This window comes from Nonomuraea aurantiaca, from assembly GCF_020215705.1.
In the GTDB taxonomy this organism is placed as follows: Bacteria; Actinomycetota; Actinomycetes; order Streptosporangiales; family Streptosporangiaceae; genus Nonomuraea; species Nonomuraea aurantiaca.
The window spans coordinates 30,741-46,629 of the sequence record NZ_JAIWNB010000046.1; the positions used below are offsets into that span (position 1 = coordinate 30,741).

The 15,889-nt window shown below is 69.4% G+C and carries 16 protein-coding genes; 4 read left to right on the forward strand and 12 right to left on the reverse strand.

The window, feature by feature from the left end:
• Window positions 1-64: 64 nt before the first annotated feature.
• Window positions 65-673, reverse strand: a complete 609-nt coding sequence (locus LDL49_RS52025; protein WP_225302388.1) for a hypothetical protein — start codon at window positions 671-673, stop codon at window positions 65-67.
• Between the two features lie 425 nt (window positions 674-1,098).
• Here LDL49_RS52025 and LDL49_RS52030 point away from each other — a divergent pair, with 425 nt between their 5' ends.
• From LDL49_RS52030 to LDL49_RS52040, 3 genes are all read left to right on the forward strand, one after another.
• Complete coding sequence (locus tag LDL49_RS52030; protein ID WP_225302389.1) at window positions 1,099-1,695, forward strand: maleylpyruvate isomerase N-terminal domain-containing protein; 597 nt, start codon at window positions 1,099-1,101, stop codon at window positions 1,693-1,695.
• Between the two features lie 251 nt (window positions 1,696-1,946).
• Window positions 1,947-2,921: a dihydrofolate reductase family protein gene (locus LDL49_RS52035; protein ID WP_225302390.1), complete on the forward strand. Its 975-nt coding sequence runs from the start codon at window positions 1,947-1,949 to the stop codon at window positions 2,919-2,921.
• Window positions 2,918-4,153, forward strand: coding sequence for an RNA polymerase sigma factor (locus tag LDL49_RS52040; RefSeq protein ID WP_225302391.1), 1,236 nt, complete (start codon window positions 2,918-2,920; stop codon window positions 4,151-4,153). The genes LDL49_RS52035 and LDL49_RS52040 overlap by 4 nt, the downstream gene beginning before the upstream one ends.
• 341 nt (window positions 4,154-4,494) lie before the next feature.
• Here LDL49_RS52040 and LDL49_RS52045 read toward each other — a convergent pair whose 3' ends face one another.
• The 11 genes from LDL49_RS52045 to LDL49_RS52095 form a co-directional block, all read right to left on the reverse strand.
• The gene (locus tag LDL49_RS52045; protein WP_225302392.1) at window positions 4,495-5,628 is read right to left on the reverse strand and encodes a serine hydrolase domain-containing protein; all 1,134 of its coding nucleotides are present in this window, start codon (window positions 5,626-5,628) and stop codon (window positions 4,495-4,497) included.
• Window positions 5,629-5,689: 61 nt separating this feature from the next.
• Window positions 5,690-6,877 (reverse strand): serine hydrolase domain-containing protein, encoded by a 1,188-nt coding sequence (locus tag LDL49_RS52050; protein ID WP_225302393.1) that lies wholly within the window; start codon window positions 6,875-6,877, stop codon window positions 5,690-5,692.
• Window positions 6,874-8,451, reverse strand: coding sequence for a D-alanyl-D-alanine carboxypeptidase/D-alanyl-D-alanine endopeptidase (gene dacB / locus LDL49_RS52055; protein ID WP_308016299.1), 1,578 nt, complete (start codon window positions 8,449-8,451; stop codon window positions 6,874-6,876). The genes LDL49_RS52050 and dacB overlap by 4 nt, the downstream gene beginning before the upstream one ends.
• A 273-nt stretch (window positions 8,452-8,724) precedes the next feature.
• On the reverse strand, window positions 8,725-8,952 hold the full coding sequence (locus LDL49_RS52060; RefSeq protein ID WP_225302395.1) for a hypothetical protein: 228 nt from the start codon (window positions 8,950-8,952) through the stop codon (window positions 8,725-8,727).
• Between the two features lie 28 nt (window positions 8,953-8,980).
• Window positions 8,981-9,529: a hypothetical protein gene (locus tag LDL49_RS52065; RefSeq protein ID WP_225302396.1), complete on the reverse strand. Its 549-nt coding sequence runs from the start codon at window positions 9,527-9,529 to the stop codon at window positions 8,981-8,983.
• A 28-nt stretch (window positions 9,530-9,557) separates the two neighbouring features.
• Window positions 9,558-10,016 (reverse strand): DUF6294 family protein, encoded by a 459-nt coding sequence (locus LDL49_RS52070; RefSeq protein ID WP_225302397.1) that lies wholly within the window; start codon window positions 10,014-10,016, stop codon window positions 9,558-9,560.
• Window positions 10,017-10,153: 137 nt separating this feature from the next.
• Window positions 10,154-10,597 (reverse strand): LuxR C-terminal-related transcriptional regulator, encoded by a 444-nt coding sequence (locus LDL49_RS52075; protein ID WP_225302398.1) that lies wholly within the window; start codon window positions 10,595-10,597, stop codon window positions 10,154-10,156.
• Entirely contained in the window at window positions 10,564-12,858 is a 2,295-nt protein-coding gene (locus LDL49_RS58910; RefSeq protein WP_225302399.1) for a sensor histidine kinase, read from the reverse strand. Before LDL49_RS58910 ends, LDL49_RS52075 begins: the two co-directional genes overlap by 34 nt.
• Window positions 12,859-12,994: 136 nt before the next feature.
• Window positions 12,995-13,591 carry a cysteine hydrolase family protein gene (locus LDL49_RS52085; RefSeq protein WP_225302400.1) on the reverse strand — a complete coding sequence of 199 codons (597 nt, stop codon included), beginning with the start codon at window positions 13,589-13,591 and terminating at the stop codon, window positions 12,995-12,997.
• Between the two features lie 312 nt (window positions 13,592-13,903).
• The gene (locus LDL49_RS52090; protein WP_225302401.1) at window positions 13,904-14,896 is read right to left on the reverse strand and encodes an NADP-dependent oxidoreductase; all 993 of its coding nucleotides are present in this window, start codon (window positions 14,894-14,896) and stop codon (window positions 13,904-13,906) included.
• A 47-nt stretch (window positions 14,897-14,943) separates the two neighbouring features.
• Window positions 14,944-15,630 carry an SDR family oxidoreductase gene (locus tag LDL49_RS52095; protein WP_225302402.1) on the reverse strand — a complete coding sequence of 229 codons (687 nt, stop codon included), beginning with the start codon at window positions 15,628-15,630 and terminating at the stop codon, window positions 14,944-14,946.
• Between the two features lie 99 nt (window positions 15,631-15,729).
• On the opposite strand from LDL49_RS52095, the gene LDL49_RS52100 reads away from it, so the two are divergent.
• Window positions 15,730-15,889 (forward strand): TetR family transcriptional regulator (locus LDL49_RS52100; RefSeq protein ID WP_225302408.1); only part of this gene is annotated, 160 nt, incomplete at its 3' end.

The following is a 15,889-nucleotide window of genomic DNA, read 5'->3' on the forward strand; positions in this document are numbered from 1 at the left end:
CAGCGAATCGGTCCGGACCTCGGCAGGCACGATCCCCGTGGAAGGGTGTTGTTGCGGCCGGGTGCTATTCCTGGGTCTGGAGGGTCGCTCGCGGGGTGTCCGTGAGAAGTGCGGCCGCCCAGAGGAACACCTTCGGATCGCCGAGGCCTGAGTCGGTGAGCCATTGAGCGGCCCGGCGCGCGTCTTGTTCGTCCTGGATCAGCCCACTGGGTCCCGGCTGGACGCCGGTGGCCTGGTGGACGTCGGTGACGAGGTTCCCGATGCAGGTCCAGGTGTGCCAGCTTCCGCTGCCGAAACCGACCAGTTCGAAACCCAGTCGCCGGTGGCCGGAGTCGGGGAACTTCTCACGCCGGGTCAGCCGTTCCGGGAGGCTGCCGGCCGATGCGTCCCAGCCGCCGTCGGCCATATCGGCCAGCAGTCCGGGAACATCGGCGGAAGCGAATCCGACCCCGAGCACGTGCAACCCCGACTTGCCGGCCTGATCTCGGGCGATCTCAGCCTCGTGGGGACTGGCGAACCAGTCATCCCAACCACTGGCATCCACTGGCACCAGATCCACCACGCAGCCGCTCAGCGACACCAGACCAGGACCAGGGAGGCCGCTATCCTGCCAATCTTGACGATCAGCGCGTGTAGCGACCCGATAGCCGGCAAGGACGTAACCCGGTTCCATGGCGCTATCCCCTCTCACTTGTTCCTGCATCACTGGGTATGGCTCGCCTTCTGTTCTGCGGCGCGGCCGGGGAACCCTGCATGATCTGGTCAGCGGTGAGATGGCGGATCCGTTGGACTTGGAACCGATCAGCGGGACCAGAGCTCCGGTGGCGCGTGAATCATAGTCGAGTGACTCTGCACCATTTCAGGAGGATGGCCGGCCAGACCTCCCGCGTTAGCTGCATAAATACCGCCGCCTCTACTTTGCCGCCCCTCCAAAGCCTGGACAATGTCCGGACAATGTCCTACTACGGCTCGTTTTCTTATGCTTTAGTCAGTCAACGAAAGAGATTACCCGCGAGCGCCGGGCGCGGTTCGTCCTGAACGCGGTCTACAGGCCACTTGGAGGTACAGCGATGGACACACCCGCGTATGTGAAGGCCGTTGTCGAGCAGGGCGTACGCCGGCTACGTTCCGGGTCCGACCGATTCGGGCCAGTGGCGCGCCTGGCTGAGCGACGGCGCGGCCGAGGCGAGACAGGCGTTCGCATCGGCCGCCGATGACACGCCGGTGTGGGATCCGTCGGGCGGCACCGCCGGCGTGCCGTTCTGGTCACGTCGGCTGTTCGGCGAGGCTTGCGTGCATCGCGCGGACGCGGCTGCGGCGCTCGGCATGCGGTACGAGTTGGCGCCGGAGCTTGCCGTTGCGGCCATCGAGGACTGGCTGGACATGATGACTTCCCGCGGCTACTGGGAGAACAGGCCGGGCTTCGCCGACGCGATGCGCGGAGGCGGTCAGACTCTGCATTTCCACGCAACCGACGCGTCGGGGGAGTGGGTGGCACGCCGGGATCCGGACATGGTCGTGCTGGAACGCGCGCACACCAAGGCGGACGTCGTGGTACGCGGCCCAGCCGTCGAGCTCCTGCTCGTGATCAGCAGGCGTCGCCCCTTGGATGCGGCTCCTACGCTGGAACTGCAGGGGGATCGGGCGCTGCTCGACCACTGGATCGAACACATGGACTGGGTCACCAACGGCTGACCCCCGTGTGGATGCCATCCATGGTGGCGTAAGGAGGCCGACTTCACCGACGTCGAGCCGGCCGCTTGATCACCAGCTCGCATGGAGCGCGGTCGCCGCCGACACTGTCGTGCGGTCGGATCGATGACGACCGGCGTCCCGGAAAATTCTTCGAAGAAGTCCGGGAGGAGCTGTCGGATCGGCGCGGTGGTGTTCGTAGCAGGGGTGAGGCCGCCCGTAAGGGGCGGCGCCAAGGCAAAGGAACCGCGCTCATGAAGCTGACGACCGTGACTCAGGTCACCATCGACGGAGTGATGCAGGGGAACGGCGGCGCGTCGGATGAGGACCGCAGGAACGGATTCGAGCGCGGCGGATGGGCCCGGGGGGCGGGTGACGACGAGACCAGGACATTCATCACGCAGACCTGCCAGCGCGCCGAGGCGTTCCTGTTCGGCCGGCGCACCTACGAGTTGTTCACCTCCTGGGGATCAAGCGCACATCCCATCGGCGTGGCCTTGAACGCGGCCCCGAAGTACGTTGCCTCGACCACGCTCACCGCTCCGCGTTGGGAGGGCACGACCGTTCTCCGCGGTGACCTCGCGGCGGCCATCGGTGAGCTGAAGGCCAAGCCCGGGGGTGAGCTGCAGGTGCACGGCAGTGGCATCCTGACCCGGTGGCTGCTGGAGAACGCCCTGGTCGACGAGATGATGATGATCGTGGTCCCCGTGATCCTCGGTCAGGGGGGCGAGACTGTTCCCGGAGAGCGGTCCGGATCTCGCGCTCGACCTGGTCGAGTCGCGGGTCGACTCGAAGGGCGTGACGATCCAGGTCTACCGGCCGGCCGGGCGCCCGCGGTACGCAACGGCCTGAAGTCCCGGACCACCGAACCACGCTGTCTTGACACCACAGGAGATGATCTTCAGATGCGTTACCTGGTTTCCGTGATCGATGACAAGAGCAATCCCGGCAGCACGGACAGGCAGCCTGCCATCAGCGCGTTCAACGAACGGCTGATCGCCGAGGGCTACTGGGTTTTCGCGGGCGGACTCGCGGACACCGACGCGGCCACGGTCATCGACAACCGGGGCGAGCAGGCGGTGTTCAGCGACGGGCCTTTCGTGGAGTCGAAGGAGTACCTCGCCGGCGTCTGGGTGTGGGAGGCCCCCGATCTGGATGTGGCGCTCAAGCTCGCCGCCGAGGCGTCGAAGGTCTGCGATCGGAAGATCGAGGTGCGTCCGTTCCAGTGAGCGACGTCGAAGAGGCGATCACCCGGGCCCACCACGACGAGTGGGCGCGGGTGGTGGCCGCACTGACCAGGCGCTTCGGTGACCTCGGCATCGCCGAGGAGGCAGCGGCCGAGGCGTTCGCGACCGCCGTCGAGCGGTGGCGGGCCGACGGCCTGCCGCCCAACCCGGGCGCGTGGCTGACCACCACCGCCAACCGTAAGGCCATCGACCGGATCCGGCGCGAGAACAAACGCGACGACAAGCACAAGGAGGCCCAGATGGTGTACGACAACGCCCCGCCCGAGCCGCTGGGCGCCGTCGACGACGACCGGCTCCGGCTGATCTTCACCTGCTGCCACCCGGCGCTGGCGATGGAAGCGCGCGTGGCGTTGACGCTGCGGATGGTCGGCGGTCTGACCGTGCCCGAGATCGCCCGTGCCTTCCTGGTGCAGGGGAGCACCTTGGAGCAGCGCATCACCCGCGCGAAGGCCAAGATCAAGGCGGCTCGCATCCCCTATCGGATGCCGTCCGCCGACGATCTGCCGGCGCGTGTCTCCGGCGTCCTGGCCGTCCTGTTCCTCGTCTTCAACGAGGGCTACCTGGCCAGCGGGTCCGACACCGATCCCGTACGACACGACCTGACCACCGAGGCGATCCGGCTCACCCGCCTGATCCGCGCACTCCTGCCGCAGGACGGAGAGGTGGCCGGCCTGCTGGCGCTGATGCTGCTCATCGAGGCCCGCCGCCCCGCCCGGGTCTCGGCCGGCGGCGAACTGGTCGCCCTGGCCGAGCAGGACCGCGGCGCCTGGGACGCGGAACTGATCGCCGAAGGTCATCGGCTGGTGCGCGAGCGCCTGGCCGCTGCCGCCGCCGGGGTGGCTCCGGGCCGCTATCAGATCCTCGCCGCGATCAACGCGGTGCACACCTCCGCCCGCGACATCCGCGACACCGACTGGTCGCAGGTCCTCGCCCTCTACGACCAGCTCGTCCGCCTCGACCCCTCGCCGATCATCGCCCTCAATCGGGCCATCGCCGTGGCCGAGCTCGACGGGCCGGAGGTGGCGCTGGCCATCGTTGACCGCCTCGCCGAGGCGTTGGCCGGCTATCACGCCTACCACGCCACCCGCGCCGACCTGCTGCGCCGGCTGGGCCACAGCCGGCAGTCACGCGCGGCCTACGACCGGGCCATTGAACTGGCCGGCAACACCGGCGAGACCGCCTACCTCACCCGCCGCCGCGACCAACTGCAGTAGCGAAAAACGACGCCGAACGCTGCACCTACGAAGCCATCGTTCCCGCGACATACGGACAGCCCCATGCCGAGAGGCGCACCCCGGCAGCCGGCGCCGATCGGGTCGAAATCCTATGGTGGTCTGGTTCGTATCGATGGCGCCGGCCTTGCGGCGTACGCGGCCGCGTTCGGCCTCCAGTACGAGGTCGCCGACGTCGAGGCCGAGGACCTCGGCGGAGCGGGCCGCGCTCTCGTACGACAGCCGGAAGCCGTCGCCGAGCTCGGCACACAGGCGAGTCAGCCTCACGCTGCGGACGCCTTCGTTGGCGGCCTCGGCGGCCATGAGGCTGCTGAAACGTGGCTTCAGTTCACCGGGCAGAGCACCGCTTCGACGGCCTTGATCATCGCGGGGATGACGCTGCGGGTGTCGGCGGTGCTCACCGTGACGGATATGGCGAACTGGCGCCGGCCGTCGGCCGAGGCGAAGGTCAACGCGGTCAGGCCGGGTGCCGACCCGCCGGGCATGTCACCTTTCAACTTTCCTCCGCACAGGCCTGGTCCTTGCTGCCCGCCTCCGCCCGCAGGGGGTGGGGTGAGGATCTGCTGCAGGGATGGCGGCAGCAGCCTGCCCTGTGTGAAGGCTCGCTGGAAGGCGCTGACGTCGTGCGTGGTGGAGACCACGCCTCCGGCTCCGTTGCCGTAACTGGCGTTGAACCGGTGCACGTCGCGCAGCCTGCCGGTGGAGTCGGGGTAGTACCCGTGCCCGTGCGGGCCCTTGATGCCCTGCGGAGGCTTGGTGAGCTGGTAGGTCCGGGTCATGCCCAGCGGCCGGAACAGACGCCGGTTGAGCTCGTCCGCCAGAGTGTGGCCGCTCACCTTCTCGATGATCATGCCGATGAGAGTGTAGTTGGTGTTGGAGTAGGCGAACTTCTCACCGGGTGCCCCGGTGCGTGGCCACCCGCGGGTCATCTTCACTATGTCGATCGGCCGGTAATAAGTGGTGAAGTCGAAGACGTCGAACGCCGGTGTCGTTGAGGAGCCCTTGTGGAACCAGTCGGGGATGCCGGACGTGTGCTGGATCAACTGCCGCACGGTGATCTCGTCGGCCAGCTCCACCAGCCCGTCGGCGGCCACCTCGGGCAGCAGATCGCCGAGTTTGTCGTCCAGGCCGAGCCTGCCCTCCTCGACCAGCTGGAGCAGCACGGTGGCCACCATCTGCTTGGACTGTGATCCGATGCGGAACCGGGAGTTCGCGGGAATCGTGCCTCCCTTGCCGTCGAGCAGCCGGGAGCCCGCGGATCCCTGGCCGGCCGGTTTGCCGTCCGCGTACGCCCCGCCGATGGCGCCGACCACGCCGGGAGTCTTGGCCAGGGCGTCCATCGCCTGTTGAACGTCCCCTGTCGCAGCGCTGCGAGTTGAGGCTGCCGTGGCCGGCGAGGTGGTGGCCAGCAGCAGGGTCGCCGCGGTGATGGTGCGGACAACGGTCGCGTGATTCAAAGGAACAACTCCCTCGGAGTCGAATATGTCGGGAAATCGCGCCGGCACTCGGCCGGGCGTATCAGGTGATGATCTGTCGTGCCATCTCGACGATGGGGGCTATGGGGGTGTCGTAGTTGCCGAAGATCATCGCCACCCAGTTCTGGCCCGGGAAGGTGTCCAGGTTGTTGGCGGCGCCCGCGGAGCCGCCGGAGTGGCCGACGACGTGCCGGCCGTTGACGATGGCGTCGATGAAGCCGTAGCCGTAGAACAGGTGCTCGCGGGTGAGACCCTGCTGTTCTGACGGAGGCATGATCATCTTTGCCGTGGTGAACAGTTCGGCATAGGCCGGGCTGAGCAGCGTCCCGTTCCGCAGGGCGCGCACGAAGCCGAGCACGTCGGTGGCGCTGCAGTAGGCGCCGCGATGCGGGCCGCCGACGAACGGGAAGAAGTCGCTGGTGGTGAAGTCGACACGCGGGCCGGACCGCTGGGTGGCATATGGGCGTGCGATGGTCGGGTCGGCCGTCACCTGGGGCTTGGTGAAGAAGTCGGAGTGGGTCATCCCGGCCGGCGCGAAGATGTGCTCGCGGACATAGTCGTAGTAGGACCGCCCTGACACCGTGGCCACGATCTCGCCGAGCAGGAAGAAACCGTCGTTGCTGTAGCGGTACTGGGTACCGGGGGTGAACTGCGGCGGCAGCGCGCGGATGGCCTTGGCGGTGCCGTCCCACAGCTTCTGGACCGTGTCCCATTCCGGTCTGGTCGGCGGTTCCGTGCCGACGGCCGGCCTGCCGATGCCGGAGGTGTGCGTCAGCAACTGGTGGACGGTGACGGTCTGGCCGATCTCCGCCGGGAACCCCTGGAGATAGGTGCCGATCTTCTCGTGGAAAGCGATCTTTCTCTGCTGCGCAAGCTGGGCGACCGCCACAGCGGTGAAGGCCTTGGTCACCGACGCGAGATCGAAACGGGTATCCAACCGGTTGGGAAGGGAAGCGGCCTTGTTCGCCATGCCGCAGGCGCGGCGCAGCACCGGCCTGCCCTGGTAGGCCAGCAGCACGACGCCGGAGAACAGGTCCTTGGCGGCCTGGTCGGCGACGAAACGGTCGAACTTTCCGCCGGGCCGCAGATCTGCGGGTATCGAGCGGAAGGTCGAGGCCTCCGCTTGCGCGGGCCGGCCGGCCGCGAGCAGGCCGGCCGCGACCGGAACGCTGCTCAGCAGGCCCAGTACCGAGCGCCGGGAGGTACGCGAGGTCGATGGTTCGTGGGTCATGAAGGGCTCGTCTCGTTGTAAACGACTGTCGCAATCTCGCCCAGCGCCTGGCCCGCGACCGTGAGGAGATCGGCAGAGGCGGCTTCCTGCTCCATGAACGCGGCGAACGCCGTCCAGGAGCCGTCGGGAAGCTCGATGTATCCGGCCAGCGCCTTGGTGAGCAGCGGCTTGCCGGTGGCGGGGGATGTCGTGCCGGCTGTGCCGGTCTTGGCGTAGACATGCCCCGCGGCGGGCGAGTCCACCTGAACGCCGGCCAAGGTTCCGTCTCTGCCCATGATGGGCATGGCCCGGTGGAAGGCGTGGAAGTACGGTTGTCGCGCCATGTGGCGGAGGAACCCGATGAAGAAGTCGGGCGTGTATTTCACGTCGGAGGCGCCCGGCGGGTTCGGGTCCAGTCCGGCCTGCCGGAAGAGCCGGCTCTGGAGTTCGTCGCCCCGCTGCTTGGCGTTGCGCGCCTCGTGTCCGGCGATCGCCCCGACCAGATAGGGGAAGTGGACGGTATGCACGTTCGAACTCACCTTGAGCATGACCTTCACCTCCTCCGACAACGGCGGTGAGAGGTGCTCAACCAGGAGGTCGCGGGTCTTGGCGTACGCCGCCCGTCGGTCGCGGTCCGTCGCTGCCTGCCGGTCGGCGTCCACGCCTACCCCGGCGTCCTGGAGTGCGTTGGTGAAGGCGATCTCGGCGAAACGCGTCGGCTCGGGCACGTGGTAGGCGATGAACTGCTCCTGGCCGCCGAGGACGGCGTCGCCGGCCAGTCGCACCTGATGCGTACCGTCCGGGTTCGTGACGTCGCCGGTGAACGTCAGCCGTCGCGCGTCCGCCGTGCCCGCGGCGATGGTGGTCACCTCGTTGGTGATCCGCACGTACCCGAGGTCCGGAGACAGCCGCACGAGCCCCGGCGTGCCCACCCGCGCCCCTGGCCGTACCGACACGTCCACGACGTTGTCGTTGACCATCATGGGGGACACCGCCGCCTTCATGCCGTCGCTGAAGACGTCCTCCAGCCCTTGGCGGAACAGCGAGGCGTCGACCAGGACGCCGCCTTCGACGCGGCGGATCCCCTGGGCTCTCACCTGGCGAGCGAGGTCCCGGAGAGTGCCCAGTGGGTCGCCGGCGAGCCGCTTCGCGTTGTAGGTGTGGTCGGGATCCGGCAGGGAAAGCCTGCCGCCGCGCTGGACGCGGCCGCCCAGCAGCAGGTCCCCGCCCGCGACCAGGACCAGATCGCCCTTCAGGACGCCCCGCACGATCGGGCCCGTGCGATGCAGCCGGGTACGGAACCGGTATCCGTCGCCTAGTGTCGAGAAGGCGGTGCCGGCGGGGAAGATTTTGAACGAGGACCCCGCGATGAACAGCTGATCTGTGTTCATCGCATAGAGGTCTTCGCCCGAACGCAGCGAACAGAACCTCATGCCCCAGCGAGAGCCCTGGAACTCAGGCCTGCGGATGATTTCCTGGATTCCGGCGGCGACGGCGGGACCGCCTGTCCCGCTCTGGTCCAGGGGATTTTTGACGCCAAAGCCGGACGGGCCGCTCATGCTTCCTAACGGAAGCGCCCCCAGCAGGCCAAGCATCCTTCGCCTGGACCATGCCGGCGGCGAGGATGATGATCGGTATCGAGTCACGCGGACATGCAACACAGCGGCGTGTTTCCTCACCGTTTCCGCCGCCGCGCTACCCCCTGAGCGCACGAGTCTCCGGCGGGTGCGACCTTTGGCGTCCAGGAGCCCGGTTCAGGCGCGCGCCTCCAGCAGCAGCTCCGGCAGGTCGATGCGGGGCAGCATGGTCTGGCAGGTCGCCCCCAGCCACCCCGCGGCGACGGCGGGGCGAACACATCCCTGGAAGCCTCAGAAGCCGACGCGGGCGATGATCTCCAGGACGAACGGCGCGGCGACGACGAGGACGGCGATGACGATCAGCAGTGCGATCGCGTTGCCGACGAAGCTCGACCGGCCGGACCGGCGCGCCAGCCGCGCCGAGTCCTGAGTGGATTGGCGCGCCCACTGGGCCGCCCTGGCCGCGTTCTGGCTGGCGTTCTGCTGGCTCTGCCACGATGAGAAGTTCGGGTTGGTCATGACGATCTTTCCTTTCGTATCCTATGGATCAAGCCGGGCCGTCCTGCGACCTCCGTGCCGGGATGCGTGTTCGGATCGCGCCGGCGAGCAGAGCGACGCCGAGGGGCCCGGCGCCCAGGAGGTAGGGGGCTCCCGGATCGCCGGTGAGCGGGCCGAGCAGCGCGGCGAACGCGATGGCCGCTCCAGCCGCCGGCCGGACTAGTCCGGCGCGGGTGAGCCCGTACGCCAGCAGCGCGATGCCGACGGCGGCGGCACAGGCCAAGGCGAGCCGCGGGACGGACTGCGCCGCGACCCACCGCCCGCCGGCGGCCCACAGCGTCGCCTCGACCATCCAGGCCGAGGCGACCACCCCGAGCAGGGCCAGTGCGACGGCGGCCCGCCCCCGTCCTGCGTGCCGCGCGACGTCGCGGTACACCGTCGCGGTCGCCGCCACCCCGGCCCATGCGCCGGCCCCCCACATCGCCCCGGCCCATGCGCCGGCCCCCCACATCACCTCGGCGGATGCGGTCAGGGTCCCGGCGAGGCAGAGCATCGCCGAGACCAGCAGCCCCAGCCCGCCGAGCGCCCGCGCTCTCATGTCCGTCGTCAGGCCCGGCGGTGCGGGCTCAGCAGTGCTTGCTCAGCGACATGTGCTGGATGAGCGGGAACAGCGCGGGGTCGAACTCCGCCTCGGTGTCCTTGATCTGCCACCGGTACGGCTCGGTGTGGCTGGGCATGTTCATGACGAACTTCGTCAGGTTCGTGGGGTTGGAGCGGGTGTGTCGCAGCCAGCCGAGCACGGCGCCGTTCTCGTCCTTGATCTTCGCCCACATCAGCCAGGCGTCGCCGTCATCACTGCTGGTGACCGTGCCGTCGAAGGAGGCCTTGCCGGTGGAGGTCAAGGTCCATCGGGCGCCCGAGAACATCGTGCAGTCGCCCGCCCGCATCGTTCCGAAGGTGAAGGTCTTGGTGGCCAGGGCGGTGGTGCCCTGCGCGTGGGCGGTTCCGGTGGTGGCGAAGGTCAGCCCCGCGATCAGGGCCGCAGCGGTCGATATGGCGCCCAGCGTCCTTCGGGTACCGCGCATGGGATCGTCCTTTCCTGAAGGTGGCTCGTCGATCAGTCACCCTCAGGGTGGGCGATACCGTGTCCCGTCGTCATGGGTCACGGGTCCCGGTCGATCCGGGAGGTTGTTCCCGGACGCGGTGTCGGCGAAAGGGGGCGTCAGGAGGATTCGGGCGCTCCGCCGAGTCCCGCCTCGCGGGCACGTACGATCGCCGCGGGCCGGTCGGCCAGCTGCAACTTGGTCAGTACGTTCGAGACGTGGTTGCGCACGGTCTTGCCACTCACGCCGAGGCGCCGCGCGATCGCCGTGTTGTCCAGGCCCCGGGCGACCAGTCCGAGCACCTCATGTTCCCGTTCGGTGAGCTGCGGGAACGGGGAGGCCACGACGGCCTTGGAGAAGTGCGCGAGCAGCCGCGTCGCCACGCCGGCACCGAAGACCGCCTCGCCGCGGGCGACCGCGCGGACCGTGGCCGTGATCTCCTCGGGGCCGGCGCCCTTGAGCGCGTAGCCGTGGGCGCCGGCCCGCAGGGCGGCCAGGACGTTCTCGTCGTCGTCGTACATCGTCAGGATCAGCGCACGCGTGGGCAGAGCGGCGGCCCGCATCCGGGAGGTGACCGTGAGCCCGTCGCCGCCGGCAGGAAGGCGCGCACACAGGTGCCCCCCTCGGGCAGGGAGCATATCGACCATTCCCCGCCGACCTCGGCGGCCCGCTCCCGCATGGAACGCAGCCCCACCCCGGGCGCCCGCTCAGGATCGAGCCCGGGGCCGTCGTCGCGTACCGTCACCTCGACGCCGTCGGCCGCCAGCGCGATCTCGGCGGTGCAGCCGGTCGCGCCGCTGTGCCGGACCGCGTTGGTGATCGCCTCGACGGCGATCCGGTAGGCCGCCGTCTCGACCGCGGCGGGCAGCGGCGGCAAGCCTTCCTCGCCGATGACCTCGATCGGCATTGCTCCCGCCAGGGTCGCCGCCCGGGAGCGTACCGCTCCGACGATGCCCAGCTCGTCCAGCGCGGGCGGGCGCAGCGCCTCGACCAGGCGCCGGATGTCGGTCAGCGACGCGCTCGCCTCCGCGGATATCTCGCCGAGCAGGGAACGCGCCGCCGAGTCACCCGGTACGGCACGGGCCGCCAGCGCGGCCTTGAGCCCGATCGCGGCCAGCGTCGGTCCCAGCCCGTCGTGCAGGTCGCGGCGCAGCCGGCGGCGTTCGTCCTCCCGCGAGGCCACCACCTCGGCGCGGGAGCGGGCCAGGTCGTCGTGCAGCCGTACCGCCTGCACCGCGCTTCCCACCTGCTGCGCCAGCGAGGCGATCAGGCTGAGGTCGATGGGGTCGAGCGGGTCGTCCGAGCCGCGCGCCGAGACCAGCAGCAGCCCGACGAGCGTCCCGTGGTAGCGCAGCGGCTCGGCGTGCACCTCGCCCGCCGCGACGCCGTGCCGGGCCGCCGAGTGGCGTTCGCCCGCGCCGTCCACCAGGTCGATCGCCACGTACGGCACGCGTAACGACCGGGCCACGGTCTCCACGATCGCCGGTAGCATCTCGGCGGGCAGCAGCACCGCCTGCAGCCGTGCCCCGAGGCGGGTCAGCGCCCCCTCCGGGTCGTGGCGGTCGCCGTACATCACCCGGTTGACGGTGCTCTGCGCCGCGTTGCGCAGCGGCGCCAGCGCGAGCGCCGCGCTGGCCGCGGCGAGTGCGGCGGCCACGGTGCCCGACAGCCGCAGCACGCTGACCAGGATCGCGACCACGGTGGCGTACCCGGCGACCAGGATCGCGACCACGGTGGCGTACACCAGCGAGCGGTTGGCCAGCCTCTCGACGTTGAACAGGCGGTGGCGGCGCAGCGCGACCCCGATCCCGGCCACGAACGGCAGCCCCGTCAGGCCGAGCGCGCCCCAGGGCAGCGGCTGCGTTCCGATGATCAGTTCCGGGAGGTGCCAGCCCGCGATGCCGAGTACGGCCGCGGCCGCGCCGCCGCCCAGCATCCAGCGCATCCGCCCGCGCATCAGCGGATCCGGGTTGCCGCGATAGCTGATCGCGCCCCAGACCGTCCCGGCCACCAGCACCAGCGCCACCACCGCCGTCTGACCGCTGTGCAGCAGACCGAGCCACCGCAGCGTGTCAGGCGCCACCAGCGCCGCGACCCCGCTCCACGCGGCCATCGCGGCCAGGGGCGCGGCGTACGCGACGGCGATCGTCTTGCGGGTACGGGGCGACAGAGGCTGGCGAGCCGTGAACGCGAGCACGAAGGCCAGGAACGCTCCCCAGCCGATGGAGTACGACACGATCGCGTTGATGTGGAACAGCCAGAGCTGAGGGCCGCCGGTGGCCAGCGTGAGTACGGGCAGCCCGACGGCGACGGTGAGCGTGCTGCCCAGCAGCCCGGCCGCGAGCACGAGCAGCGGGGCCGTCGCGGGCGCCTCGGGCCGCCGCAGGTACAGGGCGGCCGCCAGCCCCGCCAGCGCGAGGACGAACACGAGGTTGCCCCAGCCCTGCACGAGCAGCGGGTACGGGTCGGGCCGATCGACGCGTACCGCCACGACCGCGTCCTTGCCGGCCACGCCGTACGGGACGCTCGCGCCCAGGCCGGGACGAGAGACGGCGCCGAGCCCGTCGGCCAGGCGCCTGCCCGCGACGGCGATCACCAGGTCCCCGGTCCGCAGCCCAGGCACCGAGGGCGCGGCCGGCATGTCCACCACGACGCCGTCCAGACGCCACGTCGACCAGCCCAGCCGCACGATGCTGCCGTCGGACGGCGCGTCCAGCGAGACGGCGGTCGCGACGACGCCCAGCACCACCAGGACGATCGCGACCCCGGCCGGAACCCTGCGCGAGCGTCGCACCGAAGCCAACCAGGACAGCCGCGCGGACACACCCCCATCCTCACCGACAATCGGCCGCGAAACCACCGGCCCGCCGGCGGTAGGTCACAGGGCGAGGTCGATGTACGGGTCCCGCTCGCGTGTCCGCCGGATGGCCTCGGCCTTCGTCCAGCGGGCCAGGCCGGCGTCAGTCGGCCCGCAGGAGGGTGTGCAGCTCGGCGGTTTCGAGGATGTGTGCCCGTGAGGGAAAGACCTGATGGAGCAGGACGTCGTGCGCTTCGGGGTCAGGGTCGGCGACGCCGTCGGCCAGGACGTAGAGCTGGTAGTCGCGGTCGGCCGCGTCGAGGACGGTGGACAGGACGACGCCGCTGGTGCTGATGCCCGCGATGATCAGAGTGGTGATGCCGTGTTCGCGCAGCCGCTGGTCGAGGTCGCTGGTGGAGAGGGCTCCGTAACGGATCTTACGCACGACGATGTCTTCGTCCTGGGGAGCGAGACGTTCGTGGATAGCGGTGTCAAGGTCTGCGTGGTGCATGAGACGGTGCTGGGCGATCGGTGCGAAGGACCTGTTGGTGGGCGGGATCGCGGCCCAGTCGGCCTCGGTGAAGCCGACCCGGACATAGGCGACGGTGCCGCCACTGGCGCGCACGTCGGCGATGACCTTTTCCATGCGTCCCAGCAGGGCTTCACTGTCGCTTTCTGGGAGTAGCGCGAGGATCGCGGGCTGATAGTCCATGACGAGCAGGGCGGTGCTTGCGGGGTCTAGCGCGGCGGCGGTGCTCATAGGAGTGTTTGCCTTTCGGGTGGCGCCTGGTCGGCGTCCTTGAGGTGGGGCGTGTGGTCGTGTCGGGGGAGGAGGAGACCGGCGCCATGTGCCGAACGTGCTGACCGCGTACGCGGCCCAGTACCACCTGAACTGCCACTCCAGCGACCTTCCCAACACGCACCCCGCCATCTCCCAGAAACAACCACTCGTTGATGGAGAGATCAAAACGCGCAGCTAGTAGGCTCGTCAAACAACCGGTTGACCGAAGTCACACAACTATGAGTTGTTCACTAAGACCAGCCGGTGTGGATCTCGATTAAGAGCTGTTTCTTAGGTCATCGTGACGACGACCTTGCCGGCTTTGGCGCGTCCTGCCTCGAGGTAGGCCAGTGCTTGTCGGGTTTCCTTGAACGGGAAGACGCGGTCGACGACGGGCCGGATCTCGCCCGCGTCGATGAGCTGGGTGAGCTCGCGGAGCTGGTCGCCGCTGGCCTTCATGAACAGGAACGAGTACGTGACGCGGTGGCGTCGGGCGTGGCGGCGGGTCTGGAAGCTCAGCGCGGTCATCGCCAGCCGGATGATCGGATTCGCCCCGAGTTCCCGGGCAAAGGCGGCGTCGGGCGGGCCCGCGATACTGATGATCTTCCCGCCGGGTTTGAGTACTCGCAGGGACTTGGTGAGGGTCTCGCCGCCGAGGGGATCCAGGACGACGTCGTAGTCGTGCAGGACCGTCTCGAACGCGTGCTTCTTGTAGTCGACGACGACGTCCGCGCCCAGGCTCTTCACCAGGTCGACGTTGGCGGTGCTCGTGGTCGTGGCCACGTGCGCGCCCAGGTGTTTGGCCAGTTGGATGGCGATGGTGCCGACGCCGCCGGAGCCCGCGTGGATGAGGACCTTCTGGCCCGGTCGCAGGTGTGCCCGCTCGACCAGCGCCTGCCACGAGGTCAGGGCGACCAGGGGAAGGGACGCGGCCTCCTCCATGGTCAGCGTGGCCGGTTTGGTCGCGACGTCGTCCTGGTGCACGGCGATGAGTTCGGCGAACGTGCCGATCCGGTCCTTGTCGGGCCGCGCGTAGACCTCATCGCCCACCGCAAACCGGCTGACGGCCGCACCCACCTCGACCACCACCCCGGCCAGGTCGTTGCCCAGGACGAACGGGACCCGGTACGGCAGGATCGCCTTGAACTCCCCGTCCCGGGTCTTGAGGTCGAGCGGGTTGACGCTTGCCGCGTGGATCCGGATCAGCACGTCGTCCGCGCCGACCTGCGGGTCCGGCCTCTCGCCGGCCCGCACACCAGCCTCGCCGCCGTAGCTGTCGACCATGAAGGCCCTCATCATCGTTTCCCTTTCTCGTCCGCGTGCGGGACGGTTCAGGCTGGGTTCGGCGTGGTGGACAGGCTTTGCTTGATGTTCCGGGTGACCTCGTCGGCGAGGATTTCCGGCAGGCCGTTCTCGATGCCGTGCAGGAGCTGGGCGGCGACGTCGGCGGGGTCGGTCTTCTGCTCGGCGGGAACGCTAACGGCCATGTCGGTGTCCATGTACCCGACGTGCAGCGCCGAGACGGTGATGCCGCGCGGCGCCAGCTCCTCGCGAACCGCGTTGGTCTGCGCCCAGGCGGCGGCCTTGGCCGCGGCGTAGGCCCCGGTCGCGGCGGGGTGCCACCAGGACAGCACGGACAGGACGTTGACCACGGCGCCGCCGCCGTTGCCCTCAATGACAGGGGCGAAGGCCCGGGTCACGGCGAGCGGGCCGAAGAAGTTCGTCTCCATCTCCAGCCGCACCGCCTCCAGGTCGCTGGCGATCAGCGGGGTGCCGGTGGAGATCCCGGCGTTGTTGACCAGCAGCGTCGCATCCGATGCCAGGCGGGCCGCGGCCCGGATGGACTCCTCGTCGGTCACGTCCAGACGCAGCGGGATGGCGCCGGCCACGTCCACACTCTCCGGGCGGCGGGCCGCCGCGTACACCTTCGCGCCGCGCTCCAGCAGTTGGAGGGCCAGATGGCGACCCAGCCCTCGGTTGGCGCCCGTGACCACGGCGACCGCGTTCTTCAGTTCCATGTCTGCTCCCAGCGTTGCGGGCTCATTTAGATTACGTTTGTAATCTAAGCTGGAAGCATAGGATAGATGACAGCCGACATCCAAATGAGGGGGTGGCCGATGGGCCGCGTGTCACAGGCGCAAGCACAGGAAAACCGCAGGCGGATCGTGGAAACCGCCTCCCGGCTCCTCCGCGAACAGGGCACCCACGTCAGCGTCGCCGACCTCATGAAGGCGGCCGGACTGACCCACGGCGGCTTCTACAAGCAGTTCGCCTCCA

What these genes read in the sequence shown, in the direction of transcription:
- LDL49_RS52095 (WP_225302402.1), bottom strand. Translation starts at nt 15,630, where the DNA reads ATGGAACTGAAGAACGCGGTCGCCGTGGTCACGGGCGCCAACCGAGGG.
- LDL49_RS52050 (WP_225302393.1), bottom strand. Translation starts at nt 6,877, where the DNA reads ATGACCCACGAACCATCGACCTCGCGTACCTCCCGGCGCTCGGTACTG.
- dacB (WP_308016299.1), bottom strand. Translation starts at nt 8,451, where the DNA reads ATGCTTGGCCTGCTGGGGGCGCTTCCGTTAGGAAGCATGAGCGGCCCG.
- LDL49_RS52075 (WP_225302398.1), bottom strand. Translation starts at nt 10,597, where the DNA reads ATGCGGGCCGCCGCTCTGCCCACGCGTGCGCTGATCCTGACGATGTAC.
- LDL49_RS52060 (WP_225302395.1), bottom strand. Translation starts at nt 8,952, where the DNA reads ATGACCAACCCGAACTTCTCATCGTGGCAGAGCCAGCAGAACGCCAGC.
- LDL49_RS52035 (WP_225302390.1), top strand. Translation starts at nt 1,947, where the DNA reads ATGAAGCTGACGACCGTGACTCAGGTCACCATCGACGGAGTGATGCAG.
- LDL49_RS52065 (WP_225302396.1), bottom strand. Translation starts at nt 9,529, where the DNA reads ATGAGAGCGCGGGCGCTCGGCGGGCTGGGGCTGCTGGTCTCGGCGATG.
- LDL49_RS52025 (WP_225302388.1), bottom strand. Translation starts at nt 673, where the DNA reads ATGGAACCGGGTTACGTCCTTGCCGGCTATCGGGTCGCTACACGCGCT.
- LDL49_RS52070 (WP_225302397.1), bottom strand. Translation starts at nt 10,016, where the DNA reads ATGCGCGGTACCCGAAGGACGCTGGGCGCCATATCGACCGCTGCGGCC.
- LDL49_RS52085 (WP_225302400.1), bottom strand. Translation starts at nt 13,591, where the DNA reads ATGAGCACCGCCGCCGCGCTAGACCCCGCAAGCACCGCCCTGCTCGTC.
- LDL49_RS52090 (WP_225302401.1), bottom strand. Translation starts at nt 14,896, where the DNA reads ATGGTCGACAGCTACGGCGGCGAGGCTGGTGTGCGGGCCGGCGAGAGG.